21 protein-coding genes and 1 tRNA gene are annotated in these 19,585 nt (G+C 48.6%); 16 read left to right on the top strand and 6 right to left on the bottom strand.

The annotated features are described in order from the left end of the window. Positions 1-11: 11 nt before the first annotated feature. Genes ccoG through ccoS form a run of 5 tightly spaced genes read left to right on the top strand, consistent with a single transcriptional unit; the run spans position 12 to position 5,418 of the window. A complete protein-coding gene (gene ccoG, locus Enr17x_RS14685; RefSeq protein WP_145309937.1) occupies positions 12-1,391 on the top strand; it encodes a cytochrome c oxidase accessory protein CcoG in 1,380 nt (459 codons plus the stop codon). Further along, entirely contained in the window at positions 1,370-1,930 is a 561-nt protein-coding gene (locus Enr17x_RS14680; RefSeq protein ID WP_145309935.1) for a FixH family protein, read from the top strand. The genes ccoG and Enr17x_RS14680 overlap by 22 nt, the downstream gene beginning before the upstream one ends. Positions 1,931-1,970: 40 nt before the next feature. Beyond that, a complete protein-coding gene (locus tag Enr17x_RS14675; RefSeq protein ID WP_145309933.1) occupies positions 1,971-2,762 on the top strand; it encodes a sulfite exporter TauE/SafE family protein in 792 nt (263 codons plus the stop codon). A gap of 32 nt (positions 2,763-2,794) precedes the next feature. Continuing rightward, the gene (locus Enr17x_RS14670) at positions 2,795-5,254 is read left to right on the top strand and encodes a heavy metal translocating P-type ATPase (RefSeq protein ID WP_145309931.1); all 2,460 of its coding nucleotides are present in this window, start codon (positions 2,795-2,797) and stop codon (positions 5,252-5,254) included. Continuing rightward, a complete protein-coding gene (gene ccoS, locus Enr17x_RS14665) occupies positions 5,251-5,418 on the top strand; it encodes a cbb3-type cytochrome oxidase assembly protein CcoS (protein WP_145309929.1) in 168 nt (55 codons plus the stop codon). Before Enr17x_RS14670 ends, ccoS begins: the two co-directional genes overlap by 4 nt. A 110-nt stretch (positions 5,419-5,528) precedes the next feature. On the opposite strand, the gene Enr17x_RS14660 is transcribed toward ccoS, so the two are convergent. Both Enr17x_RS14660 and Enr17x_RS14655 read right to left on the bottom strand, forming a co-directional pair. Beyond that, complete coding sequence (locus Enr17x_RS14660) at positions 5,529-5,729, bottom strand: cold-shock protein (RefSeq protein WP_145309928.1); 201 nt, start codon at positions 5,727-5,729, stop codon at positions 5,529-5,531. 322 nt (positions 5,730-6,051) lie between these two features. Further along, positions 6,052-6,276, bottom strand: a complete 225-nt coding sequence (locus Enr17x_RS14655) for a DUF2905 domain-containing protein (protein WP_145309926.1) — start codon at positions 6,274-6,276, stop codon at positions 6,052-6,054. Positions 6,277-6,735: 459 nt separating this feature from the next. Between Enr17x_RS14655 and Enr17x_RS14650 the strand changes: the two genes are divergently transcribed. From Enr17x_RS14650 to Enr17x_RS14620, 8 genes are all read left to right on the top strand, one after another. Beyond that, positions 6,736-7,065, top strand: coding sequence for a CU044_2847 family protein (locus tag Enr17x_RS14650; RefSeq protein ID WP_145309925.1), 330 nt, complete (start codon positions 6,736-6,738; stop codon positions 7,063-7,065). After that, the gene (locus tag Enr17x_RS14645) at positions 7,055-8,719 is read left to right on the top strand and encodes a sugar transferase (protein WP_198001161.1); all 1,665 of its coding nucleotides are present in this window, start codon (positions 7,055-7,057) and stop codon (positions 8,717-8,719) included. Before Enr17x_RS14650 ends, Enr17x_RS14645 begins: the two co-directional genes overlap by 11 nt. Before the next feature lie 141 nt (positions 8,720-8,860). Next, positions 8,861-9,322, top strand: coding sequence for an SMI1/KNR4 family protein (locus Enr17x_RS14640; RefSeq protein ID WP_145309920.1), 462 nt, complete (start codon positions 8,861-8,863; stop codon positions 9,320-9,322). A gap of 192 nt (positions 9,323-9,514) precedes the next feature. Then, entirely contained in the window at positions 9,515-9,679 is a 165-nt protein-coding gene (locus Enr17x_RS29630) for a hypothetical protein (RefSeq protein ID WP_198001160.1), read from the top strand. A 12-nt stretch (positions 9,680-9,691) separates the two neighbouring features. After that, entirely contained in the window at positions 9,692-10,306 is a 615-nt protein-coding gene (locus tag Enr17x_RS14635) for a hypothetical protein (RefSeq protein ID WP_145309918.1), read from the top strand. An 82-nt stretch (positions 10,307-10,388) separates the two neighbouring features. Further along, positions 10,389-10,979, top strand: a complete 591-nt coding sequence (locus tag Enr17x_RS14630; RefSeq protein WP_145309916.1) for a hypothetical protein — start codon at positions 10,389-10,391, stop codon at positions 10,977-10,979. Between the two features lie 97 nt (positions 10,980-11,076). Further along, positions 11,077-11,649 carry a hypothetical protein gene (locus tag Enr17x_RS14625; RefSeq protein WP_145309914.1) on the top strand — a complete coding sequence of 191 codons (573 nt, stop codon included), beginning with the start codon at positions 11,077-11,079 and terminating at the stop codon, positions 11,647-11,649. A gap of 261 nt (positions 11,650-11,910) precedes the next feature. After that, positions 11,911-12,435, top strand: a complete 525-nt coding sequence (locus tag Enr17x_RS14620; RefSeq protein ID WP_145309912.1) for a hypothetical protein — start codon at positions 11,911-11,913, stop codon at positions 12,433-12,435. 261 nt (positions 12,436-12,696) lie between these two features. Here the strand turns inward: Enr17x_RS14620 and Enr17x_RS14615 are convergent, their stop codons facing one another. The 4 genes from Enr17x_RS14615 to Enr17x_RS14600 all read right to left on the bottom strand — a co-directional run bounded on the left by Enr17x_RS14615 (position 12,697) and on the right by Enr17x_RS14600 (position 15,933). Continuing rightward, positions 12,697-12,906 carry a hypothetical protein gene (locus tag Enr17x_RS14615; protein ID WP_145309910.1) on the bottom strand — a complete coding sequence of 70 codons (210 nt, stop codon included), beginning with the start codon at positions 12,904-12,906 and terminating at the stop codon, positions 12,697-12,699. A gap of 261 nt (positions 12,907-13,167) precedes the next feature. Beyond that, positions 13,168-14,085 carry a hypothetical protein gene (locus Enr17x_RS14610; protein WP_145309908.1) on the bottom strand — a complete coding sequence of 306 codons (918 nt, stop codon included), beginning with the start codon at positions 14,083-14,085 and terminating at the stop codon, positions 13,168-13,170. 274 nt (positions 14,086-14,359) lie between these two features. Next, positions 14,360-14,432: transfer RNA gene (locus Enr17x_RS14605), tRNA-Lys, on the bottom strand. Between the two features lie 199 nt (positions 14,433-14,631). After that, positions 14,632-15,933, bottom strand: coding sequence for an O-acetylhomoserine aminocarboxypropyltransferase/cysteine synthase family protein (locus tag Enr17x_RS14600; protein WP_145309906.1), 1,302 nt, complete (start codon positions 15,931-15,933; stop codon positions 14,632-14,634). A 409-nt stretch (positions 15,934-16,342) separates the two neighbouring features. Here Enr17x_RS14600 and Enr17x_RS14595 point away from each other — a divergent pair, with 409 nt between their 5' ends. From Enr17x_RS14595 to glmM, 3 genes are all read left to right on the top strand, one after another. Then, positions 16,343-17,419 carry a sialidase family protein gene (locus Enr17x_RS14595; RefSeq protein WP_232101056.1) on the top strand — a complete coding sequence of 359 codons (1,077 nt, stop codon included), beginning with the start codon at positions 16,343-16,345 and terminating at the stop codon, positions 17,417-17,419. A gap of 13 nt (positions 17,420-17,432) precedes the next feature. Continuing rightward, positions 17,433-18,119: a lysophospholipid acyltransferase family protein gene (locus Enr17x_RS14590; RefSeq protein ID WP_145309904.1), complete on the top strand. Its 687-nt coding sequence runs from the start codon at positions 17,433-17,435 to the stop codon at positions 18,117-18,119. Between the two features lie 105 nt (positions 18,120-18,224). Next, a complete protein-coding gene (gene glmM, locus Enr17x_RS14585) occupies positions 18,225-19,574 on the top strand; it encodes a phosphoglucosamine mutase (protein WP_145309902.1) in 1,350 nt (449 codons plus the stop codon). Positions 19,575-19,585: the final 11 nt, after the last annotated feature.

The raw sequence follows: 19,585 nt of genomic DNA, 5'->3' as shown, positions 1-19,585 counted from the left end.
GGTAAACTTTGATGAACGACCAACTTCTCGAACCCGAGGAACATGTTTTATCAACACTGGAGAAAGATGGCTCCCGTCGCTGGATCTACCCCCGTCTCTTCCAGGGTAAATACTGGACCAGACGCCGCGCTGTGGGTTACCTGCTGATCATTGTTTTTATTGCGTTACCTCATATAAAAATCAATTCCAGTCCTGCCTTCTTTTTGAATATCGCGAAACGGGAATTTACCATCTTCGGTTTCAAATTCCTGCCGACCGATACGCTCCTGCTGGCGTTCTTTATGATCTCGCTGTTTCTGTCGATCTTCCTGTTAACGGCACTATTCGGTCGCGTCTGGTGTGGCTGGGCATGCCCGCAGACGATTTACCTGGAATTTGTGTACCGCCCAATTGAACGATTATTCTGCGGAACTGCCGGCCATGGTGGCAAACCGCATAAGTCCGTTCCCGTGATCCGCCGGCTGATGATGTACGGCGCCTATCTGATCATTTCGATGGTGCTGGCACATACCTTCCTGGCCTACTTCGTGAGTGTGAGCGAACTCCAGCGCTGGGTTCAGCAATCGCCGTTCACTCATCCAACCGGCTTCCTGGTGATGACAGCCACTGTGGTTCTGATGATGTTTAATTTCTCATTTTTCCGAGAACAACTCTGCACGATTGCCTGCCCGTACGGCCGTTTTCAATCTGTGCTGCTCGATCGGCGATCCTTAATTGTCAGCTACGATAAACAACGCGGAGAACCACGAGGCAAAATCAGCAAACAAAAGACAGAAGAAACCCACGGCGACTGCATCGACTGTGGGCAATGTGTGCGTGCCTGTCCGACCGGCATTGATATTCGCGATGGCTTACAGATGGAGTGCCTTCACTGCACTCAGTGCATGGACGCCTGCGATGAAATCATGGTGAAAGTGGAACGTCCCACCGGACTGGTGCGTTACTCCTGCCAGGATGAAATTGAAGGTAAACCAACCAAAAAACTGCGGCCGCGCGTCGTCATCTACCCGTTGCTGCTGCTCTTATCCGTTTCTGCATTTACCGTCACTCTGATGAATAAAAAATCTTTTGATGTGACCGTCATGCGAAATTATGGAAACCCGTTTATTGTAACGGACGATGATTTCGTCGAAAATAATCTCCAGATCAAGCTGGTTAACAGAACGGATCTTCCCGAAGAATATCAATTCGAGCTACCCGAAAAAACCGACGTCAAAATGGAGATCATGGGAAACACCAGCCTGAAGGCACGCGAGACAAAAACGATTCCACTACTGGTTTCCGCCCCCCGCAGTTCGTTTGTCACAGGTTTACGTGAAGTGGAACTCACCATCCGTTCCCAGAAAGATTCCGAAGAGAGGACAGTCACATGTCAGTTGCTGGGACCATAACAACCGACGCAGAGCAATCTGCCGAAACACTGGCCCGCTGGACCTGGTGCGGCGTAATCTTCTCATTTCTCGGATTGCAAATTCTGCTTTCGTCAGTCGCCGTATTTCTGGCGACCAGCGATCCTTCAAACGTCATTGTCGAAGGCTATTACGAGCAGGCGATCTCCTGGGACCAGCAACGGCAAACTCAGGCCGAAAGTGATGCACTGGGGTGGAAATCTGTTGTCTCTCTCGAAGCGGCTCCCGACATACTCCAGAAACCCAAACTGGAACTCTCTCTGCTGAATCAGGCCGGCACGCCCGTAGGAAACAGTCAGGTGGAAGGCCTGTTATTCCATCATGCCAGGGCAGGGGACGTCTTTAAAATTCATTTTACCGAAACCAGACCCGGACATTACGCAGCACTGGTTCCGATAAACAAGCCAGGCCTCTGGGAACTTTTGATCGCTGCGTCCGGCAATGAAGGCACCTTCCAGGAAAAGAAACAATTTCTGCTCAAACCGTCGGGAGAATTAAAAAACCTCCAGGCACAACACTGATTAACATTCGCGAGACATTGACCGCGAAATAAGGCATAGCATGACGGACTTCCAATCGACAATTCCCTTACTGGCCACGATCTTCGTCGCCAGCATTGCCGGAAGCGGTCACTGTGTTGGAATGTGCGGACCTTTGATGCTGCTGGCGGTGAATCGCAATTCTGCAACAAACAAAAAGTCCTTCGGGTTAGAGGCCCTCTACCACGGGGGACGATTACTGGGCTATGCCATATTAGGGCTTGTCGCCGGCAGCCTGGGCTGGATGCTGGAATCGGGCGGCGAACTGGCGGGTCTGCAGAAAATTGCCGCCTATGTCTCAGGAGTCGGCATGATTCTGTTCGGCAGTTTTTCCTTGTGGACCATTTATCGCAAAGGAAGTATTCCTCATTTCGGTACCGCTGCGGTCGGTAAATATCTGACAAAGTTCATCAAAAAGAACCAACGGCTCCCGCAAGGGATCAGACCTTTGGGAATCGGCTTGATTACCGCCTGTCTCCCCTGTGGCTGGCTTTATGCATTTTTACTGTTGGCCGTCGCCGCCCGGACTCCGCTTACGGGAAGCCTGGTGATGATTGCCTTCTGGCTGGGAACGATTCCGGCGTTATCATTGACCGGACTGGCCAGCCGCCTGTTCCCTCAAAAGTGGAACCTGCTGGGCAACACCTTGATTGCAGGTCTGCTCATCGTCAGCGGCATCTTTACCATGAGTGTTCGTGCTCACGCGGATATGGGAGAACTGCAACAAAAAGCCGCCGGGGCATCGAAGTCGGAAATTCTGAAAACCATTAATGACCAGCCGCTTCCCTGTTGCCAGCCAAAACAGACCGATTAATCCGTTCCCGTATGCGATAAGGCTTCATTCCGTTGATTGAGCAAACGCACGAAAGTGAAACGATCCCCCAACAGCAGCAGGGCACTTGCATCCACTGCAATCTCCCGGTCCCCGCCAGTCGACAAACAGACGAACAACCCTGGTTTTGCTGCGCCGGGTGTGAAGTCGCCTACGCGATCCTGCAAGACATGGATGCCTGCCTGCTGGAAGAGCTCAATAAAACAGAAACAGCCCCCTCTTCGGACCTCTCCTATGAGGAAATGGATCATCCCCGTTTTCGAGAGCTCTATGCCCGTGAGATCGAACCAGGGCTGTTCCGAATCCGCTTTCATCTGGAAGGCATGCATTGTGCATCGTGCGTGTTTGTGATTGAGAAGCTTCCCGACTTCCTGCCAGGCGTCATCAGTGCGCGAGTAAATTTAACGAACACCAGCGTCGATTTAATCTGGGATTCTAACAGCGTCTCTTTGTCCGAGATCGCCAGAACCCTGGATCGGCTCGGTTATCGTCCACATCCGCCGCAACACAATGATGCGGAACGGATTTATCAGCGGGAAAACCGAACGTATCTGATTCGTCTGGGCATTGCGGGCGCCTGTGCCGGCAATGTGATGTTGATCGCGTTTGCCTTGTACGCGGGTATGTTTACCGGAATGGCGGCAGAACACTTGAACCTGTTTCGCTGGACCAGTGCGGCACTGGCGCTGGTCTCCATTGTCTGGCCCGGGCATGTCTTTTTCAAAGGCGCTTTCTCTGCGATCAAAACACGCAGTCCGCATATCGACCTTCCCGTAGCGCTGGGCATCACCATCGGCGGCGTTGCCGGGCTGGTCAATTCCATTCGTGGCACAGGGGAAATCTATTTTGATTCGTTAACGGTTCTAATTTTTTTACTGCTGGTCGGTCGATACATTCAATTCCGACAACAACATCGAGCCCTCAGCCATCTTTCACTGCTCAAAAGCATTACGCCGCGCAGTGCACGACTCATTTCAAATGACGAAGTGATCACAGTTCCGATTGAAGTACTAAAAGCAGGCGACCAGGTTGAAGTCAGAGCAGGGGATGTCATACCCGCGGACGGCATTGTGTATTCCGGGGATTCCACCGTTGATGAATCGATCCTTACGGGAGAAGCACGGCCGCGCATCATTCAATCTGGCGCGAGGGTGACTGCCGGGACCATCAATCTGACTTCCCCACTCAGAATGGATATCGAAAGCGTCGGCGAAAACACACGCATTGGCCGTTTGATGAACCTGGTGGAACTGGGAGTCAGCTCCAAGCTTCCTTTACTGGAACTGGCGAATCGCATCGCTGGCATTTTTGTAGTTACCGTGATTATTCTGGCGATCGTCTGTTTGGGAATCTGGTGGTCGAGCGGCATCAAGATCGCCGTTTCGAATTCGATATCCCTACTTATCGTCACTTGCCCTTGTGCCCTCGGCTTAGCCACTCCATTGGCGCTCGCCGTCGCTCAAGGAAAAGCCGCCAAACGGGCGATTTTAATTAATTCGGGCGATGTGATCGAGCGTCTTTCTCAACCAGGGATTCTCTGGCTCGATAAAACGGGAACGTTAACCTACGGAAAAATGCAAGTCCATAAATGGCACGGCGATCGTAGTCTCTTTCCACAGATTCGTGCTTTGGAACAACAAGTCGTTCATCCCATCGCCTGTGCGCTGACGACCTGGATCGACGAGCAAATCGGCATAGAGGAACAGGACAGCCACACGCTTCAGGACATTGACTATTCACCCGGCCTGGGAATTCGAGGAGCCGTCGATGGTACTCAGCTCGCAATCGGTAGTGAAACCTATATCACAGAAGAGGGCGGACACGTCCCGCTTGAATTTCAGCAGAAGATCACCGAGTATCGGCAGCGGGGATTAACAGCTGTGCTCGTTATCGCAGAGGGAGAAACCCAGCTTGTATTGGGGATCGGCGATGATTTACGGCCCGATGCAGCCGTCACGATTGAAGAACTGAAAACAGCGGGATGGTCTGTCGGCATCCTCTCTGGCGATCACCCTGAAATTGTCACCCCCATCGCCAGCCGCCTGAATATTGATCCCAAGCTGGTTCATGCCGCAGTACGTCCGGAAGAAAAACTGAAAATCATTCAGGATTCTACCAGCCGTGGAATCACTGTGATGGTCGGTGATGGGGTGAATGACAGCGCGGCGTTAGCGGCGGCTTCGGTCGGCATTGCCGTGCATGGCGGGGCGGAAGCCAGCCTGCAGGCGGCCGCCGTTTATCTGAATCAACCGGGGCTGGCACCACTGAAAGAACTGATAGATGGCGCGCGTATGACGAATCACGTAATTAATCGCAACTTGCTGATGTCTCTGGTATATAATGTGATTGCAGCAGGACTGGCGATCGGAGGATTTATTAACCCGCTCATCGCGGCTGTGCTGATGCCGATCAGTTCCCTGACTGTCCTGATCTTATCCTTTATGAACCGCGCTTTTCAGGAGCCCCATTCTTGAGTGTTCTGTATATTGCATTACCGGTCGCAATCCTGTTAGCGTTAGCTGCGGTCATCGCTTTTGTGTGGACCGTTTCGCGCGGCCAGTACGATGATCTTGAAACTCCCGCCTATCGTATTCTCGAAGACGATCAGAAACAGAAACCAAAAGAAGAAAAGCGTTAAGCCTGCTTGCCTGCAATTTTGCGCGAGCGGAAAACAAAAACGCCCGGATCTGTTCCGGGCGTTTTTTGACTGATTTTTATAAAATCGATCAGGTCTCTGCCAGGCAGAACTTACTCAACAACGCGAACTGAAGTTGCACAAGGCCCTTTACGACCTTCACCTACTTCATACTCGACCGTCTGTCCTTCCTGTAATTCTTCGAGAGTCACACCCTGAACTTCAGAATGATGAAAAAACAAGTCGCCCCGTTCTCCCTCGATGAACCCAAAACCGCGATCTGAAACCAACCTTTTAATTTTACCCTGTGGCATTTCTGCTCTCCAACATGATAACCTACGACACTCGGCAGCTTTGATAAAAGAGGCTGCCGAAGCCCAAAAAATGAAAGCAGATAGAGCCACAAAAAACAGAAGCTGAAACTTACTTAGAAGCCCTGCTAGTAAAATGAAGCGGGAAGAGATGAACGACCCGAAGGCGGTTAAACTACACCTTGTCTCTGCTCGTCACAACTGGCGTGACACCTGTATTATACCCGGTACTGTGTATCTGTAAAGCTTGCCCCGTCCGCTTTCATTCAAATCCTGACATCCCCAAAGCCTTTTCAGACAGAGGAAAACAGCGGTTAGGGAAGCTTTACCGGGAGAGAAAGCGGATAAGCCAGACGATTCCCGAGAACAGCAGGCTTAGCAGGATGCAGGTCGTGAGTGGGAAATAGAACCGGAAATTCTCCCGTTCAATCAAAATATCGCCCGGCAACTTTCCCAGCCAGGGAATCGATGGTGCCAGTAACCATATGATTCCCACCCCCACGATCAAGAATCCTACAGAAATCAAAATCCACACCGGCTGGTTTGTCATCTCTCTTTTTCTCGCCTACCTCGCAACAACGTTCAAACGCAATTAGAAGCTCGACGCTCAACAGCGAGAGCAGACCCGAGTTGATCAGGAAATAAGAGGCACGCCTGACTAGTTTTGACAGCACGGGATTCTTCCTGCGCACCGAACCGGCTTCAGAAAAGACATTACCGCATTCCAACATTATTTTATTGATGCTGGCAATTCTGAATCAGGAGGAAAATGTGAGATTTCGGAAATTCGCAATCTGCATCCACTCTCGAAGCTGTCAGAAAAAAGGCGTTTGTTTGACACAAGCATAACTAACTGGCATACTGTTCATCACATATCATTTTAGTGCTTTCATCGTGTCCCATGAAAGCAGTTAAGTGACCGTGACTGTTGCAGGGGCCTGAGGCAGATTCACAAGTGCGTCGGGATTCAGATTCAATCGTCGTCCTAATCAACTGCGAGAAAACAACTATGACGCAAATTCTTGAGATTCCGACAGCAGCAGGGGATTCTATTCTGGTTGAAGTGCGTCAACCAGAGTCTCGAGAGCATCGTGCCGGAACCAAAACGCTGATTGAAAAATCGACAACAACTCTGGAAACGATGCTCACAAAAATTCGCCCCCTGGCCGATGCAGCGGTCTCCGCAATGCAGGGGACAGGAACAGATGAAATGACCCTGGAAGTCGGTGTCAATCTATCGCTAGACGGAAATGTTGTGTTTGCCAGCGTCTCCACAGAAGCAAATTTTAAGGTCTCCCTCACCTGGAAGGGACAGACAAAAGCAAGCAATGAGAAATAAGGTTCCCCCTGTTGTCAGTATTTCCAGTAGCAAGGCAGCCCCCCTCGTTGGTATGGGGGTTGTTGTTGATGCAAGCCACGTTATCACCTGCGCTCATATTATCAACTACGCGCTGGACCGCGATGCCGACGATCAGTCCCGGCCGAACGCCAAAATCTGCGTCCGGTTTATCCTTGATGCTCAAGAACCGGTTGCCTGGGCTACGATTTTGAAATGGCTTCCCCCACTAGACTCGGGTGACAATGAAGATGTGGTCTTACTGGGACTGGATGCCCCAACCAGCGTCGACATTGACCACTCGCAATTTTCTATTCCGCGGATTAATGAACCGATTCGCGCTTATGGACTTCCGCAAGGCTCAACACTGGGAATCTGGTGGAGTGGTCTCGTCTCCTTGCCCGTGCGGAGTAATCGCTTTCAACTGGAACAGAACGAAAACGCCTCCACAATTCTGGAACCAGGCTTCAGCGGGACACCGCTCCTTTCCATTAACGGACAAAAGATGTATGGGATCGTCGCGCGTGTGCGCGGAAAAGTCGGCTATATGATTCCCAGCCAGGAACTGAATCGGATATTTAAGGTAATGCCTTCTGCCCAGAGCGATGGGGAAGCGGAGTCCGAGATGGAGGAGCCTCTCGTGTCACAGCCACAGGACAACAGAACGACTCTGACCATGGTTGCGACAGACACGGAACAACAAGGCGCTTTGATTGAAGTCGAAGTCAATGCAGACTATGGCGATTTCTCAGATGAAGACACATTCTATTATCAACAACTGATTGAATTCATGCAGGGGTTCCCGGGAGTCATCTTAAAAGTCAGCTATATCCGCAAAGGGAGTACCATTATCGGCTTCCGTGTAATCTCTGAAAAGGCCGATGATGCAGCATCAACCATCGTATCGGTAATCAATGAAGGCACGCTGGCAGAACATGGTGTCGTGCGTGCCAGCATTCCCTCACCGGAAACACAACAGAACTTCACAACCGGAGTTCAAGTCTCTCGTTACTTGCGCTGGAAGGGTCCCTTCGATCAGATTCTGGCCGCAATACTCCTGGTTCTGCTGGCACCGCTTATCATAATCGGGATCTTGGCGGTTCGGCTAACTTCCCCCGGTCCGGCGTTGTTCCGTCAAACCAGAGTCGGAAAAGACGGTCGCAATTTCACGATGTATAAACTAAGAACGATGCACGCTGATGCAGAAGCTGCAACGGGGCCAGTCTGGGCGATTCAAAGGGACCCCCGAGTGACATCCGTAGGATATTTCCTGCGCAGAACGTCTCTCGATGAACTTCCCCAACTGTTTAACGTCCTCCGCGGTGAAATGTCGCTCGTCGGTCCGAGCCCGGAGCGTCCTGAATTTATTGATGTCTTTTGTAAAAGTATTCCGGACTACGAAACCCGGACCCGAATCAAGCCGGGGATTGTGGGATTAGCCTCGTCTTATCTCCCCTGGGTCATGGGACTTGAAGAGATCAGAAACAAGTTTTTGATCGACCGGTTCTACATAGAACATGCCACCCTTTGGATGGACGTGCTGATCTGCCTGGAAAACCTTGCCCGAATCTTCTTCATCCCAATCAGACTGACAACACACTATGTGAAACCAATTCTCCCCAGTTATTCAAAGCCTGGGGAAGATAAGAATCAATAATGAAACGTCGCTACCCCTTCATGCTGACACATTTATCGTTGGCATAAAATACAATTCTTTTTACACCAAGCTGGGCAGGATTATAATATGAGATTATTCCACGATCTCCATGCACACTTTTAAATTCAGGTAAGGGGACCAATGATGGGCGCATTAAACGAGAAGATTCTAGCTGCGGTACTGGCACATGAAGACACGAACTTGTCTCCACCGGCCACCGTAAAAGCCATCGATGCGTTTGAGAAAAAACACAACTTTCGGTTTCCCTTAAGCCATCGCGAATTTCTGCTGCAGGGCAATGGGGGCGAAGTTGGCTATGCCCGGCTGTTTGGTGTAGGCGAATCAGATCATATGAGTCTGGAATGGCACGTCACCGAGATGCGCCCCGAACTGGAAAGCATGGCGCAAGGCCCGGTAATGCCATTCGCCAACGACTGGGGCGGAAGTTATTTCTGTTACGATTTACAGAAAGCAGACTCTAACGGAGAGTACCCGGTCTTATTCTGGAATCACGAATATTCCGAGGAGCCGGAAGACCTGCCCCTGGTCTGGTCTGACTTCGCCGCAAACTTTGTCGAATTTCTGCAGAAGATCATCTCGTAAGGAGATGATTGCATCACCGTGACAAATAGGATTGCGCAGGTTTCTAATAATATTTTCCTGCCACTTAGTTACTACTTCACTAATTTGAAAGTGCAATTTATTTCAGCGAACGGACATTGATAACGCTGTCACAGAGTGTAGACTGGGAAAAATCCTCCTACTTATCCGAGGCAAGAGAAAGGAATCAGAGACGTGATAATTTTATTTCTTCTGGACATGCACATGGTCGAAACCCATTATGGATCAGGAGGCGGCTCTGGCGGAGATTCTGGACAGGGGCCTGGAGGAAAATCAGGGTATCTGATCATTGTGCTCATCGTGATTGCTCTCGCTTTATTGGGTTGGCTCTTTTTTTAATAGAACGTTTCAATGAAGAAATTCTCCCGTCAGCATCATGCGCAAATCATTGCTGTTCTCATTCTGATCATCCTGATTCTCTTATTCTTTAACCTCATTAAACACGAGCTAATCAGGCCTGACTGGCTCGCAGTAAATAAGGACTCGATCAGTGCAGCTTACGATATATTCAGCATCGTTGTTCTGTTGATTGTCTCCATTTTTTCCTACTATCGTTTTTTCCGTGGCCGGACCTTTGCGATGCGCGCACAACCAAAGATTACTGCTACGGTGCACGATACGTCAGACAATTATTATATTCATGCGATTACAGTTGAGATTGAGAATGTAGGCCCGCTTCCCATCTGGAATCCATCTCCTGTCACTGTCGCCAAGATCCATGGCCCCAATGAGATTGAAAGAGAAAAAGTCATTGACCAATGGAGCAGACCTCCTTTCAGCTCTGACAGAGCAACCAATTATGTGATTATTGAAACTGGCGAAACGATTTCATTCTTTGCACATCAAAAAATCCCCAAGGAAGCATGGGCCGTCACCTATTCCACTTCAATTAGAGCCGAAAGCAAAGACATCTGGGCTACGAATATGACGGTTTCAAACATCCCCTTAAAAACAGTGTCCGACTAAGAGCCCCGGGTAGTAACAGGGAATCGGGAGCAGGGCGTTCTTTTCAGGAATACTGAGCCATTAAGTTCCCGCAGGTTGAGTAATGACCAACACAGATAAAAGGCCGACCCAATTAAAAAACACGCTGGCTAAGCTCATGGACAATCGAATTGTACTGTCGTTAGCTTGTCTGCTCGTCGGGGGAGTAATGGCTTATTTAAGCTGGGACTTATACGAGGAAATCACAGCAAAAGAAGCTTTGAATCACGAAGTCAAATTACATAAGCATCTGCAGTTTTTTTATCACATTTTCGGTAAGTGGGGCGTTGTTTCTATCACCGGCTTGACCGCTTTATTTCTTTGGGGAGTTGCGATCTACTGTCTCTTTGTAGGGGATATTTCTGACAAACCTGTCGACATTGAAGAAGTAACGACAGAAAGTGCCGTTTGGAAGAAGATCATTTTTTTGTGGATGGGCCCACCACTACTTGCCTGGGGGCTATATGTGATCAAAGCAATCGTAGCAGGCAATCTTTCATTGAACTATGCAATGTATCTCGTACTCGGAGCAGCACTGGGAGCGATCGTCGGAATTGCAGGTGGAAAAGCAGACGAAAAATATTCACTGGCAGTACTCGTCTGCGTTACTTCATATATCGGCACAACCATCGTATGGGCTGTTTATTTTTCTTAAAATGGTTTAACAGGGACAGCATTTTACAACCTAGTGTCCTGCCGCCTTTATAAGCCTTTTTACGCAAAACGAGAAAGTTCATACAGAAAGCAGAATTATGATCGAGTGGCCTAATGACTATCGCAGGCTTCAGGTGACTGGATTACTACATCGACTAACGAATTCGGATGATCCCATAGACATTTGGGATGCAGAATTTCTTCCAGAGGGTAAGATCGATTCGTTCGAACGTCTTGGCGATCAGAAGGTTGAAATATCCCCCTTTGCGATCACAGGAGGTGGCCACTACTGGGCCTATCTTGCTGACTCACTTCCTGAATCAGATATTGTATTGTGCTACCGAGATTCATATGAAGCCGAATACTATTCCAGAAGCATCCAGGACTTCATCTTCAAACGCACGGTCGAATTTGCAGGAAATGAAGAACTAGGAGATAGTTCGGGGTGGACACAAGACACAGCTAAGGAAGCGGTGTCCCTTGTTTGTTCAGGTTTTGCTGACATTCTATCCAGAGAAATGCTCGTGGAGCTACGTTCAATTGCTAACACTGTTTCTGCCCACTCCATAAACGGGTGGACTACGCTAATTTCCGAGAGCAAAGCAAAGGAAATAATTGAAAGACTCGCACCAATGAAAAGAGAAGATGCTATTTTCGAATGGCGAGGGTAGAAGCTCAATAGTTTGGATGTGTCAGCGACGAATGGTACTACCGTGTTTTTTGCCAGTTTGCTCCCGCGGTCCGGTGTGATCGACGATCAGCACTGACACGTTCATTGCAAAAGCACCAGTGCCGGTCATGTTTACCGGGGGCGGTTTATTCACGTCTGGTGAGGCGTGTTCATCTCTGATGCTGCTGGTGAGATCTGATAGGATTTGTTTGCCGGTAGCTTGGCTTGTTGCCAAACGTTCAGACGACGGCGGACGTCGCGCATGATTGTTGGTGTAAGCTGGTTCCAATCCATCAGTAAATTGGAATATCGCCAGGCAGGGGCCACCCAGGGCCGCGATCTACTTTTTTTGTTTGAAATCATGGGCTGGTATTGTTTGTTGATTTGTCATGTTCCCGCTCGCTGGTCTCGGCCTGGATGTGTGAAAGAGATAATCATGTTTGTGAGTAAGATCATCGTGAATGGCGTAGGGGAGTCAATGTGGAACCGCATATTTCGTTTGCAAACGACATGTGATCGTCTGGGAAGTCTTTATGAAGCACCAGGAATGCGGAATGAAGCGTTGCGATATCGTTTGATAAATGAGGTGCATGGGAGCAGTGGTTTGACAAATCTTGCTGAAACAAGCGGGTTTCATAGTGCTGATTTTCTCAGTGGTTTGAAAATGATAACTGAATCTAAGGTGCTCACTCGCGCGCCCGACTTTATCTCCGCATCATCATGCCGAAGGACGCGATGCAATCAAGACCAATTTCTTCAGCAGGATGTTACCGAAGTTCAGAGATGAAAATAATGCGGGCGTTCAGAAATCCACAGGATCGCGCGAGAGTCAGACATCAGGCTGATCCCGGCCTTGATCCAAAAACAAAAGCCATAACCCGGTTTGAGTTATGGCTTTGAAAGTGCCCCCGCTAGGAATCGAACCTAGAACCTACTGATTAAGAGTCAGCGAACATATTCGTTTTCTAACTGGAAAACAGCACTTCTTGTATCTAATTTTTCTAAAAAATGGCACGAATTAGATACGCTTAACTGATAAAAACAAGCATTATACATCTATGTTTATACCATGCTGTTCGGTTGCTGCATTAACGAAAAATTGTATCTGTTTTCGGGTTACCCATTGCTTATCACATAAGTGCCGAACGAAACTTAATATCGCTTCTGGTGTTTCACATTGATCTAAACCAATAGGATATTGTCCGCCTGTACCTTCAGATGGATCAATAAGAATTATTTCGCCATTTCTAACTTCCATTTTGTTTACTCCATTCATGTATTTTTATTGAACTAAACACGATGGAAACATTCTCAACACTTAGTGAATATTTATCAACCATAAATATAAAGCATTTATAGCAAATTCGTTAGAAGTTGAATGTTATCAGGTCAATCATATCCAGAGCTTTTTGCCCCCATGTTGAATTGTGAAGTACTGAATACAATTTTATCCGTCAAAGAAATTAAGCCCTTCAGATTTGAGTTACTTTCGCATGCTAATGTGATTCTTCATTAAAAATTAGTTCGTGTTGGAAAAAGGATTCCTATGTGAACTAAATATCTCATTTGCCGTTACTTGATAAAAATGTCTTCCTCGTATTAGTCCCCATTGACCGAGCCATTCATCTAAAGCATCTCTCGCTGCTCCTCCTGTAAACGGTCCTGCAGCAATAAGAACCTTTCTTTCTTCAAGCTCTTTCTTTTCAAAATAATCAAGTCTCTCAACGTTTTCTGTGGCAAACCCAAAACCAAAAACAATTACTCTTTCAGAATTTTTCAAAAGGCGAGATGCCTTTTCAAATTCTTCTTGTTGTGAATCTGCTTCAGAAACAATTTTGATTGATTGAGATCGTTTGAATATTTTGTTTTTATCTCCGTATGTGAAGTCAGGATATTTGCCTAGAACTCCATGAACGTGAACAATTTCTATTGATTCATTAAAGATCTTCCATGCTTCATCAGAACTTAGTCTGAATTCATTTTCTATATATTGGTGAAGCCATGCATCCAGAGACCTATCATAGTTGAAAGTAACTATTGACAGTCTGTTGTCTTTTAGTTTTTCAGGTGAGTCTACCTTAAGTGCTGATCTTAGTTGTTCATACCAGCCAGCATGTGTAATAAATTTATCTTCTATTTCATATTCGACTAATTTCAGACAAATCAAGTATTTCCCGATTTTCATGTACTCAGGATTCTTCTCTAAAAAAACATCAGGAGAAGGACAGTCAGAGTAGAGCAAACCTTTATATAGCTTATTGATTTTGTTTTTATCAAAATCATTTGTTTTATAAACATCTGGCAGATCTTCAGATGAAAGCTTTCTCAATCTTGCAAGCTCAGCAAGCATATCCTGCTTTAATTTAAAACCTAGAGGAAAGTCAAGATGTTGGCTAGCACCTGCCCCCAACAACAAACAAGTTTTGTATTTCAGCATTGATGTTCTCTTTCTGATTATGTCCGCAATAAGTCTTTCAAATTATATGAATTCAAAACCAGAATAAAATATATGAATGAGCAGATAGTTGTTGTTTGAGTTTTGCATTTGGCAGATAGAAAGATGAAGTCCATCGCAGTAATTAAGAGCATCTGAAAAGAGATTGAACCTACTGATTAGCACGCAGTAGATACACAATCAAAATCGCATAAATTAGATACAAAACAGCCAAACAAAAAAAGCCATAACTCGTTGTGAGTCATGGCTTTAAAAGTGCCCCCGCTAGGAATCGAACCTAGAACCTACTGATTAAGAGTCAGTTGCTCTGCCAATTGAGCTACAAGGGCGTTTATTATTTTTCGTATTTTAGTTCGCTGAAAATCATCCGACAAGCGAATCGATGGACCTTCTCTGTGTTGGTTTAAAGATTTATCGTCAGGTAAGTCGCAAAACATCGGTAAACTTGTTTGAAAATCAGGAACCGGCCGTTTTTTTCGCAGCCGGCTCCTGGTTTCAAAATCAAAACTCGTACTCAGAACTCTGGAATCAAATCTGGTCCAGAGCCTGTTTGAGATCGTTGATTAAATCGGCCTGATCTTCCGTTCCGACAGACAACCGAATGAAATCAGGAGTCACGCCGGAACTGGCTTGTTCTTCCGGTGTCAACTGCTGATGCGTTGTGCTGGAGGGGTGGATGATCAGCGATTTACTGTCACCCACATTTGCCAGATGGGAGAACAGTTTCACACTGTTAATCAATTTAATTCCGTTGGCCTGCTGTTGCTCTGGAGTATCCCCTTGAATCCCGAAGCCAAACACAGCGCCACTTCCGTTCGGAAGATATTTTTGTGCCAGCTTGTAGGAAGGATGTGATTCCAGACCACAGTAATTGACCCAGGAGACCTTGGGATGGCTTTCCAGGAATTGTGCAACGGCGATTGCATTCTCGCTGTGCCGTTCCATTCTCAAGTGTAACGTTTCCAATCCCTGCAGGAACTGGAATGCGTTGAACGGACTCATGGCCGGTCCCAGATCGCGAAGCAACTGCACCCGAATCTTGAGGACATAAGCAACGTTCATGCCACCAAAGGTCTCATAGAATTTAAGACCGTGATAGCTGGGATCTGGTTCGGTCATACCAGGGAATTTTCCATTGTCCCAGGGGAAATCCCCTTTTTCGACAATGATCCCACCGATGGACGTTCCGTGTCCGCCGATGAATTTGGTACAGGAGGCAACCACGATGTCTGCACCATGCTCAAAAGGTCGAATCAGAGCAGGGGAGGCCAAAGTGGTATCGACAATCAGAGGAATGCCTGCATCATGCGCAATCTTGGAAATGGCTTCGAAGTCAGGAATATCACAACGGGGGTTTCCGATGGCTTCGACGTAAACGCAGCGGGTATTTTCATCGATGGCGTTTTTGAAGTTTTCCGGATCGCTCTGATCGACAAACTTGGTCTGAATGCCAAACTTGGGAAACGTATAGTGGAACAGGTTGTAGGTTCCGCCATACAAGCTGGAGGATGACACGATGTTCTGACCAGATTCGACGATATTGAGAATCGCCAGCGATTCTGCAGCCTGACCGGAGGCGACGGCCAATGCACCGGCTCCCCCTTCCAGAAGGGCCAGTCGTTTTTCGAGCACATCACAGGTGGGGTTCATCAACCGTGAGTAGATATTGCCGAACTCCTGCAAGCCGAACAGTCTGGCCGCGTGATCAGTATCGTTAAATACGTAGGAAGTCGTCTGGTAGATTGGAACGGCCCGCGAGTTGGTAGCGGGGTCAGGTTCCTGACCGCCGTGCAGACAGAGAGTCGCTAATTTCAATGCTTCGGCATCCATTGTAAAACCTTTTTTTGTAATGGGAATGATTCGGCTTTTACAAGCACAATTGATATTTCAGAGAACTCAAATCATCGGAAAATCAAGCGAAAGCTATGTGCAACTTGATCCGAACTGAGTTACAAACGAGGCAAATTTTGCAGAGGAAAACAGCCCCTCAGAACAATCTGCCATCCTATCGATGTTCATCGTAAAAAACAATTCGCCCGCGGGGATCTCTTGACTGAACCGTGCATTCCCGAAAACTGGAGCGATTACCTGACTTACGCTGAAAAAGGGCACATTTTCCCCTGATTGGCCAGATTAGATTTTCGTTCCGAATTCCACTTTCCTACAATGAATGATATCTTGAACCGAAACTTGTTGGTTGAAACTTCATTTTGAGACCTTTGGTGAAGAAAGTACAACTATGCCACGCCTGCTGACCGTCAAAACGCTCTCCCTGCTATTATTGTCTGGGTATCTTGGATTTAGTGCGACAGCCGTTTCTATGGGAAAAGATCCTAAAGCCACGACACCTGACCAGCCCGGACTGGTAATGCAGGAATTCGTTTATGACGACGCTTCATTTCCTTCGTGCCATGCCTCAACAATCGCAGAAACTCCAGAAGGTCTGGTCTGTGCCTTTTTTGGTGGGACCGCGGAAAAGAACCCGGATGTAGAAATCTGGTTGTCTCGGAACGAGGGAAATGGCTGGGCTGCTCCCGTCAGTGTTGCCAACGGCGTAAAAAATGCTTCGAAACGCTGGCCTTGCTGGAATCCGGTGCTGTTTCAGACGAAACCGGGAACGTTGTTATTGTTTTACAAAGTCGGTCCGAATCCCAGCGAATGGTGGGGAATGCTCAAAGTTTCTCATGATAACGGCAAGACCTGGGGCCCCGCCAAACGCCTGCCGGACGGCTTTGTCGGCCCTGTCAAGAATAAGCCGTTTCTGCTGGCAGACGGAACACTGCTCTGCCCGGCCAGTACCGAACATGATGGTTGGCAGTTGCAGATGGAATGGACTCCTGACCTGGGCAAAACCTGGCATCGCACCGGTCCCCTCAACGATGGCAAGAAAATGGCGGCAATCCAGCCTTCGGTGCTCCGTTATGGAGATCGCTTGCAGATTCTCTGCCGAAGTAAAGGGGGAAAGATCGTCGAAGCCTGGTCGGATGATGAAGGACGCTCCTGGAGCGAAGTCACAGAGACGACACTCCCCAACCCCAACAGTGGAACCGATGCGGTGACTCTCAAAGATGGCCGTGCTCTCTTAGTTTATAACCCGACCACCCGAGGCAGAAGCCCGTTGCATGTTGCGATTTCTTCTGATGGGAAACACTGGAAAACCGGTCTGGTTCTGGAAAACCAGAAAGGGGAGTATTCTTATCCGGCTGTAATTCAAACAGACGACGGCAAAGTGCATATCACTTACACCTGGAAACGGGAATTGGTCAAACACGTGGTCCTCGATCCTGCGAAGCTGCAACTCAAAGAGATTGATTGAGAGGCAGAGTCAATTGGCTGAATTGAATCCCGTTTCTCCACGGAAACGTAATCGTAGAAACCTTCCCTGGATCCTGTTTCAATGGATCCTGCAGGTGATCTTTGCGTTCTGGTTGCGCTATCAATCGCGCGGAAAAGAGCATTTGCCGGCAGAGGTGGGAGGCTTAATGGTCAGCAATCACCAGAGTTTTCTGGACCCGTTGCTGATTGGCCTCCCACTCAACCGCCCGGTCAGCTTTATGGCCCGCGACTCGCTATTTCGAATTCCGATCCTGGGACCGTTTCTGCGATATGAATTTGTGATTCCGATCAGCCGTCGCGCAGCCAGTTCTACCAGCTTTCGTGCTGCCATTCAGAATATTGAAAACGGAAACTTTGTTGGTATCTTTCCAGAAGGAACACGAACTGAAGATGGCGAAGTCCAGCGTTTCAAGCCAGGATTTTTAGCCTTATTGAAGCGAACCGATTGCGCCATCTATCCGATTGGGATCGCGGGCGCGTTTCATGCATTGCCCCGCGGGGCTTACTTTCTGCGTCCGCGCCCGGTGCGAGTGATATTCGGCGAACCAATTCCCTCGACTCTGGTCAGGGACTATTGTGAGCGGGGGGCGGAAAAAGAATTACTGGAGCTCACCAGACAACGGGTTTCTGAATGCCAGCAGCAGGCCGAAGAATGGGTGTTACCTGAACACATCCGCTGATTTCTTTGAGAGTCGGGATTGTCATTTCAAGTCGTCTGCATTATGGTTTTCCCAAATCATCTCAAAGTGACAGGACAACTCTTTTTTCTTGAGCAGGTACATACCATGTCGGAACGGATTCTCAGTATTTCCGGTTTGCGAGGCGTTGTGGGGAATGGATTGACGCCCGACTATTTAACGCGTTTCGCCGCAGCAGTGGGCACGATCGCCAACAAAGGGACAGTCGTTTTATCCCGTGACGGCAGAGCCAGCGGAGAAATGGTACGACACGCGGTCATCGCCGGCCTGATTTCGACAGGCTGCCGGGTCGTTGATGCGGGCATCGCGACGACTCCCACATGCGGCGTGCTCGTGACACATCTCAAAGCAGCGGGGGGGATTCAAATCACGGCCAGTCACAATCCGATTCCCTGGAACGGATTGAAACCCTTTTCGGCGGAAGGTTCCGTCTATAACCGGGAGCAGGGCGAGCAACTGCTGGATGTGCTCAACAACGAAAAATTCAACTATGTTTCGTGGGATGAACTCGGGACTCTGGAAGTTTATGAAAATGCTGCCGGCCCACATATTGTCCGTGTGCTGGAACTGGTGGATGTCGAGCAGATCCAGCAACGGAAGTTCAAAGTGGTTCTGGACTGCAATCATGGTTCAGGCGGAGTGGCGACGCCTCAATTACTGGAAGCCCTCGGTTGCGAAGTCATCGTTCTGGGCGGTACACCAGACGGTCAGTTCGATCATACCCCGGAACCGCTCAAAGAGAATCTGACGGGGCTCTCTGAAGCAGTCGTCAAGCACAAAGCAGACGCTGGTTTTGCCCAAGATCCAGACGCCGACCGACTGGCGATTGTGGATGAAACCGGTCGCTATATCGGTGAGGAACTGACGCTGGCGTTGGGAGCTGACTATGTTCTGGCGCGAACTCCCGGCCCGATCGTCGTGAACGGTTCGACCAGCCGCGTGACAGCGGATATTGCTACGAAATACAACTCTCCTTTTTTCCGCTCGTATGTGGGAGAAGCACACGTCTGTGCCAAAATGAAACAGGAAACCGCGATCATCGGCGGAGAAGGAAACGGGGGCGTAATCGACCCGAAGGTGGGATACGTCCGCGACAGTTATGTCAGCATGGCATATGTGCTGGCGGGCCTAGCCGCATCTGGTCAAACATTGAGTGCCTGGGCCGATTCGCTGCCTCAATACAGCATTGTCAAAAACAAAATCACCTGCCCGCGCGAGCAGGTTGACAATGCCTGCAAAGCACTCGAAAGCCATTTCAATGACGCGACTGCTTCTTCGGGTGACGGCCTGCGACTGGACTGGGATGACCGCTGGGTTCAAGTCAGAGCCAGTAATACGGAGCCGATCATTCGTGTGATTGCAGAAGCACCACAGCAGGCAGCAGCGGAAACGCTCTGTAACACGGCGATGGAAATTGTCGAAAAAGCGGTTGGTTGAGATATAAAAAA

It is taken from the genome of Gimesia fumaroli (assembly GCF_007754425.1).
In the GTDB taxonomy this organism is placed as follows: domain Bacteria; phylum Planctomycetota; class Planctomycetia; order Planctomycetales; family Planctomycetaceae; genus Gimesia; species Gimesia fumaroli.
This window is presented reverse-complemented; position numbering and strand designations above follow the sequence as displayed.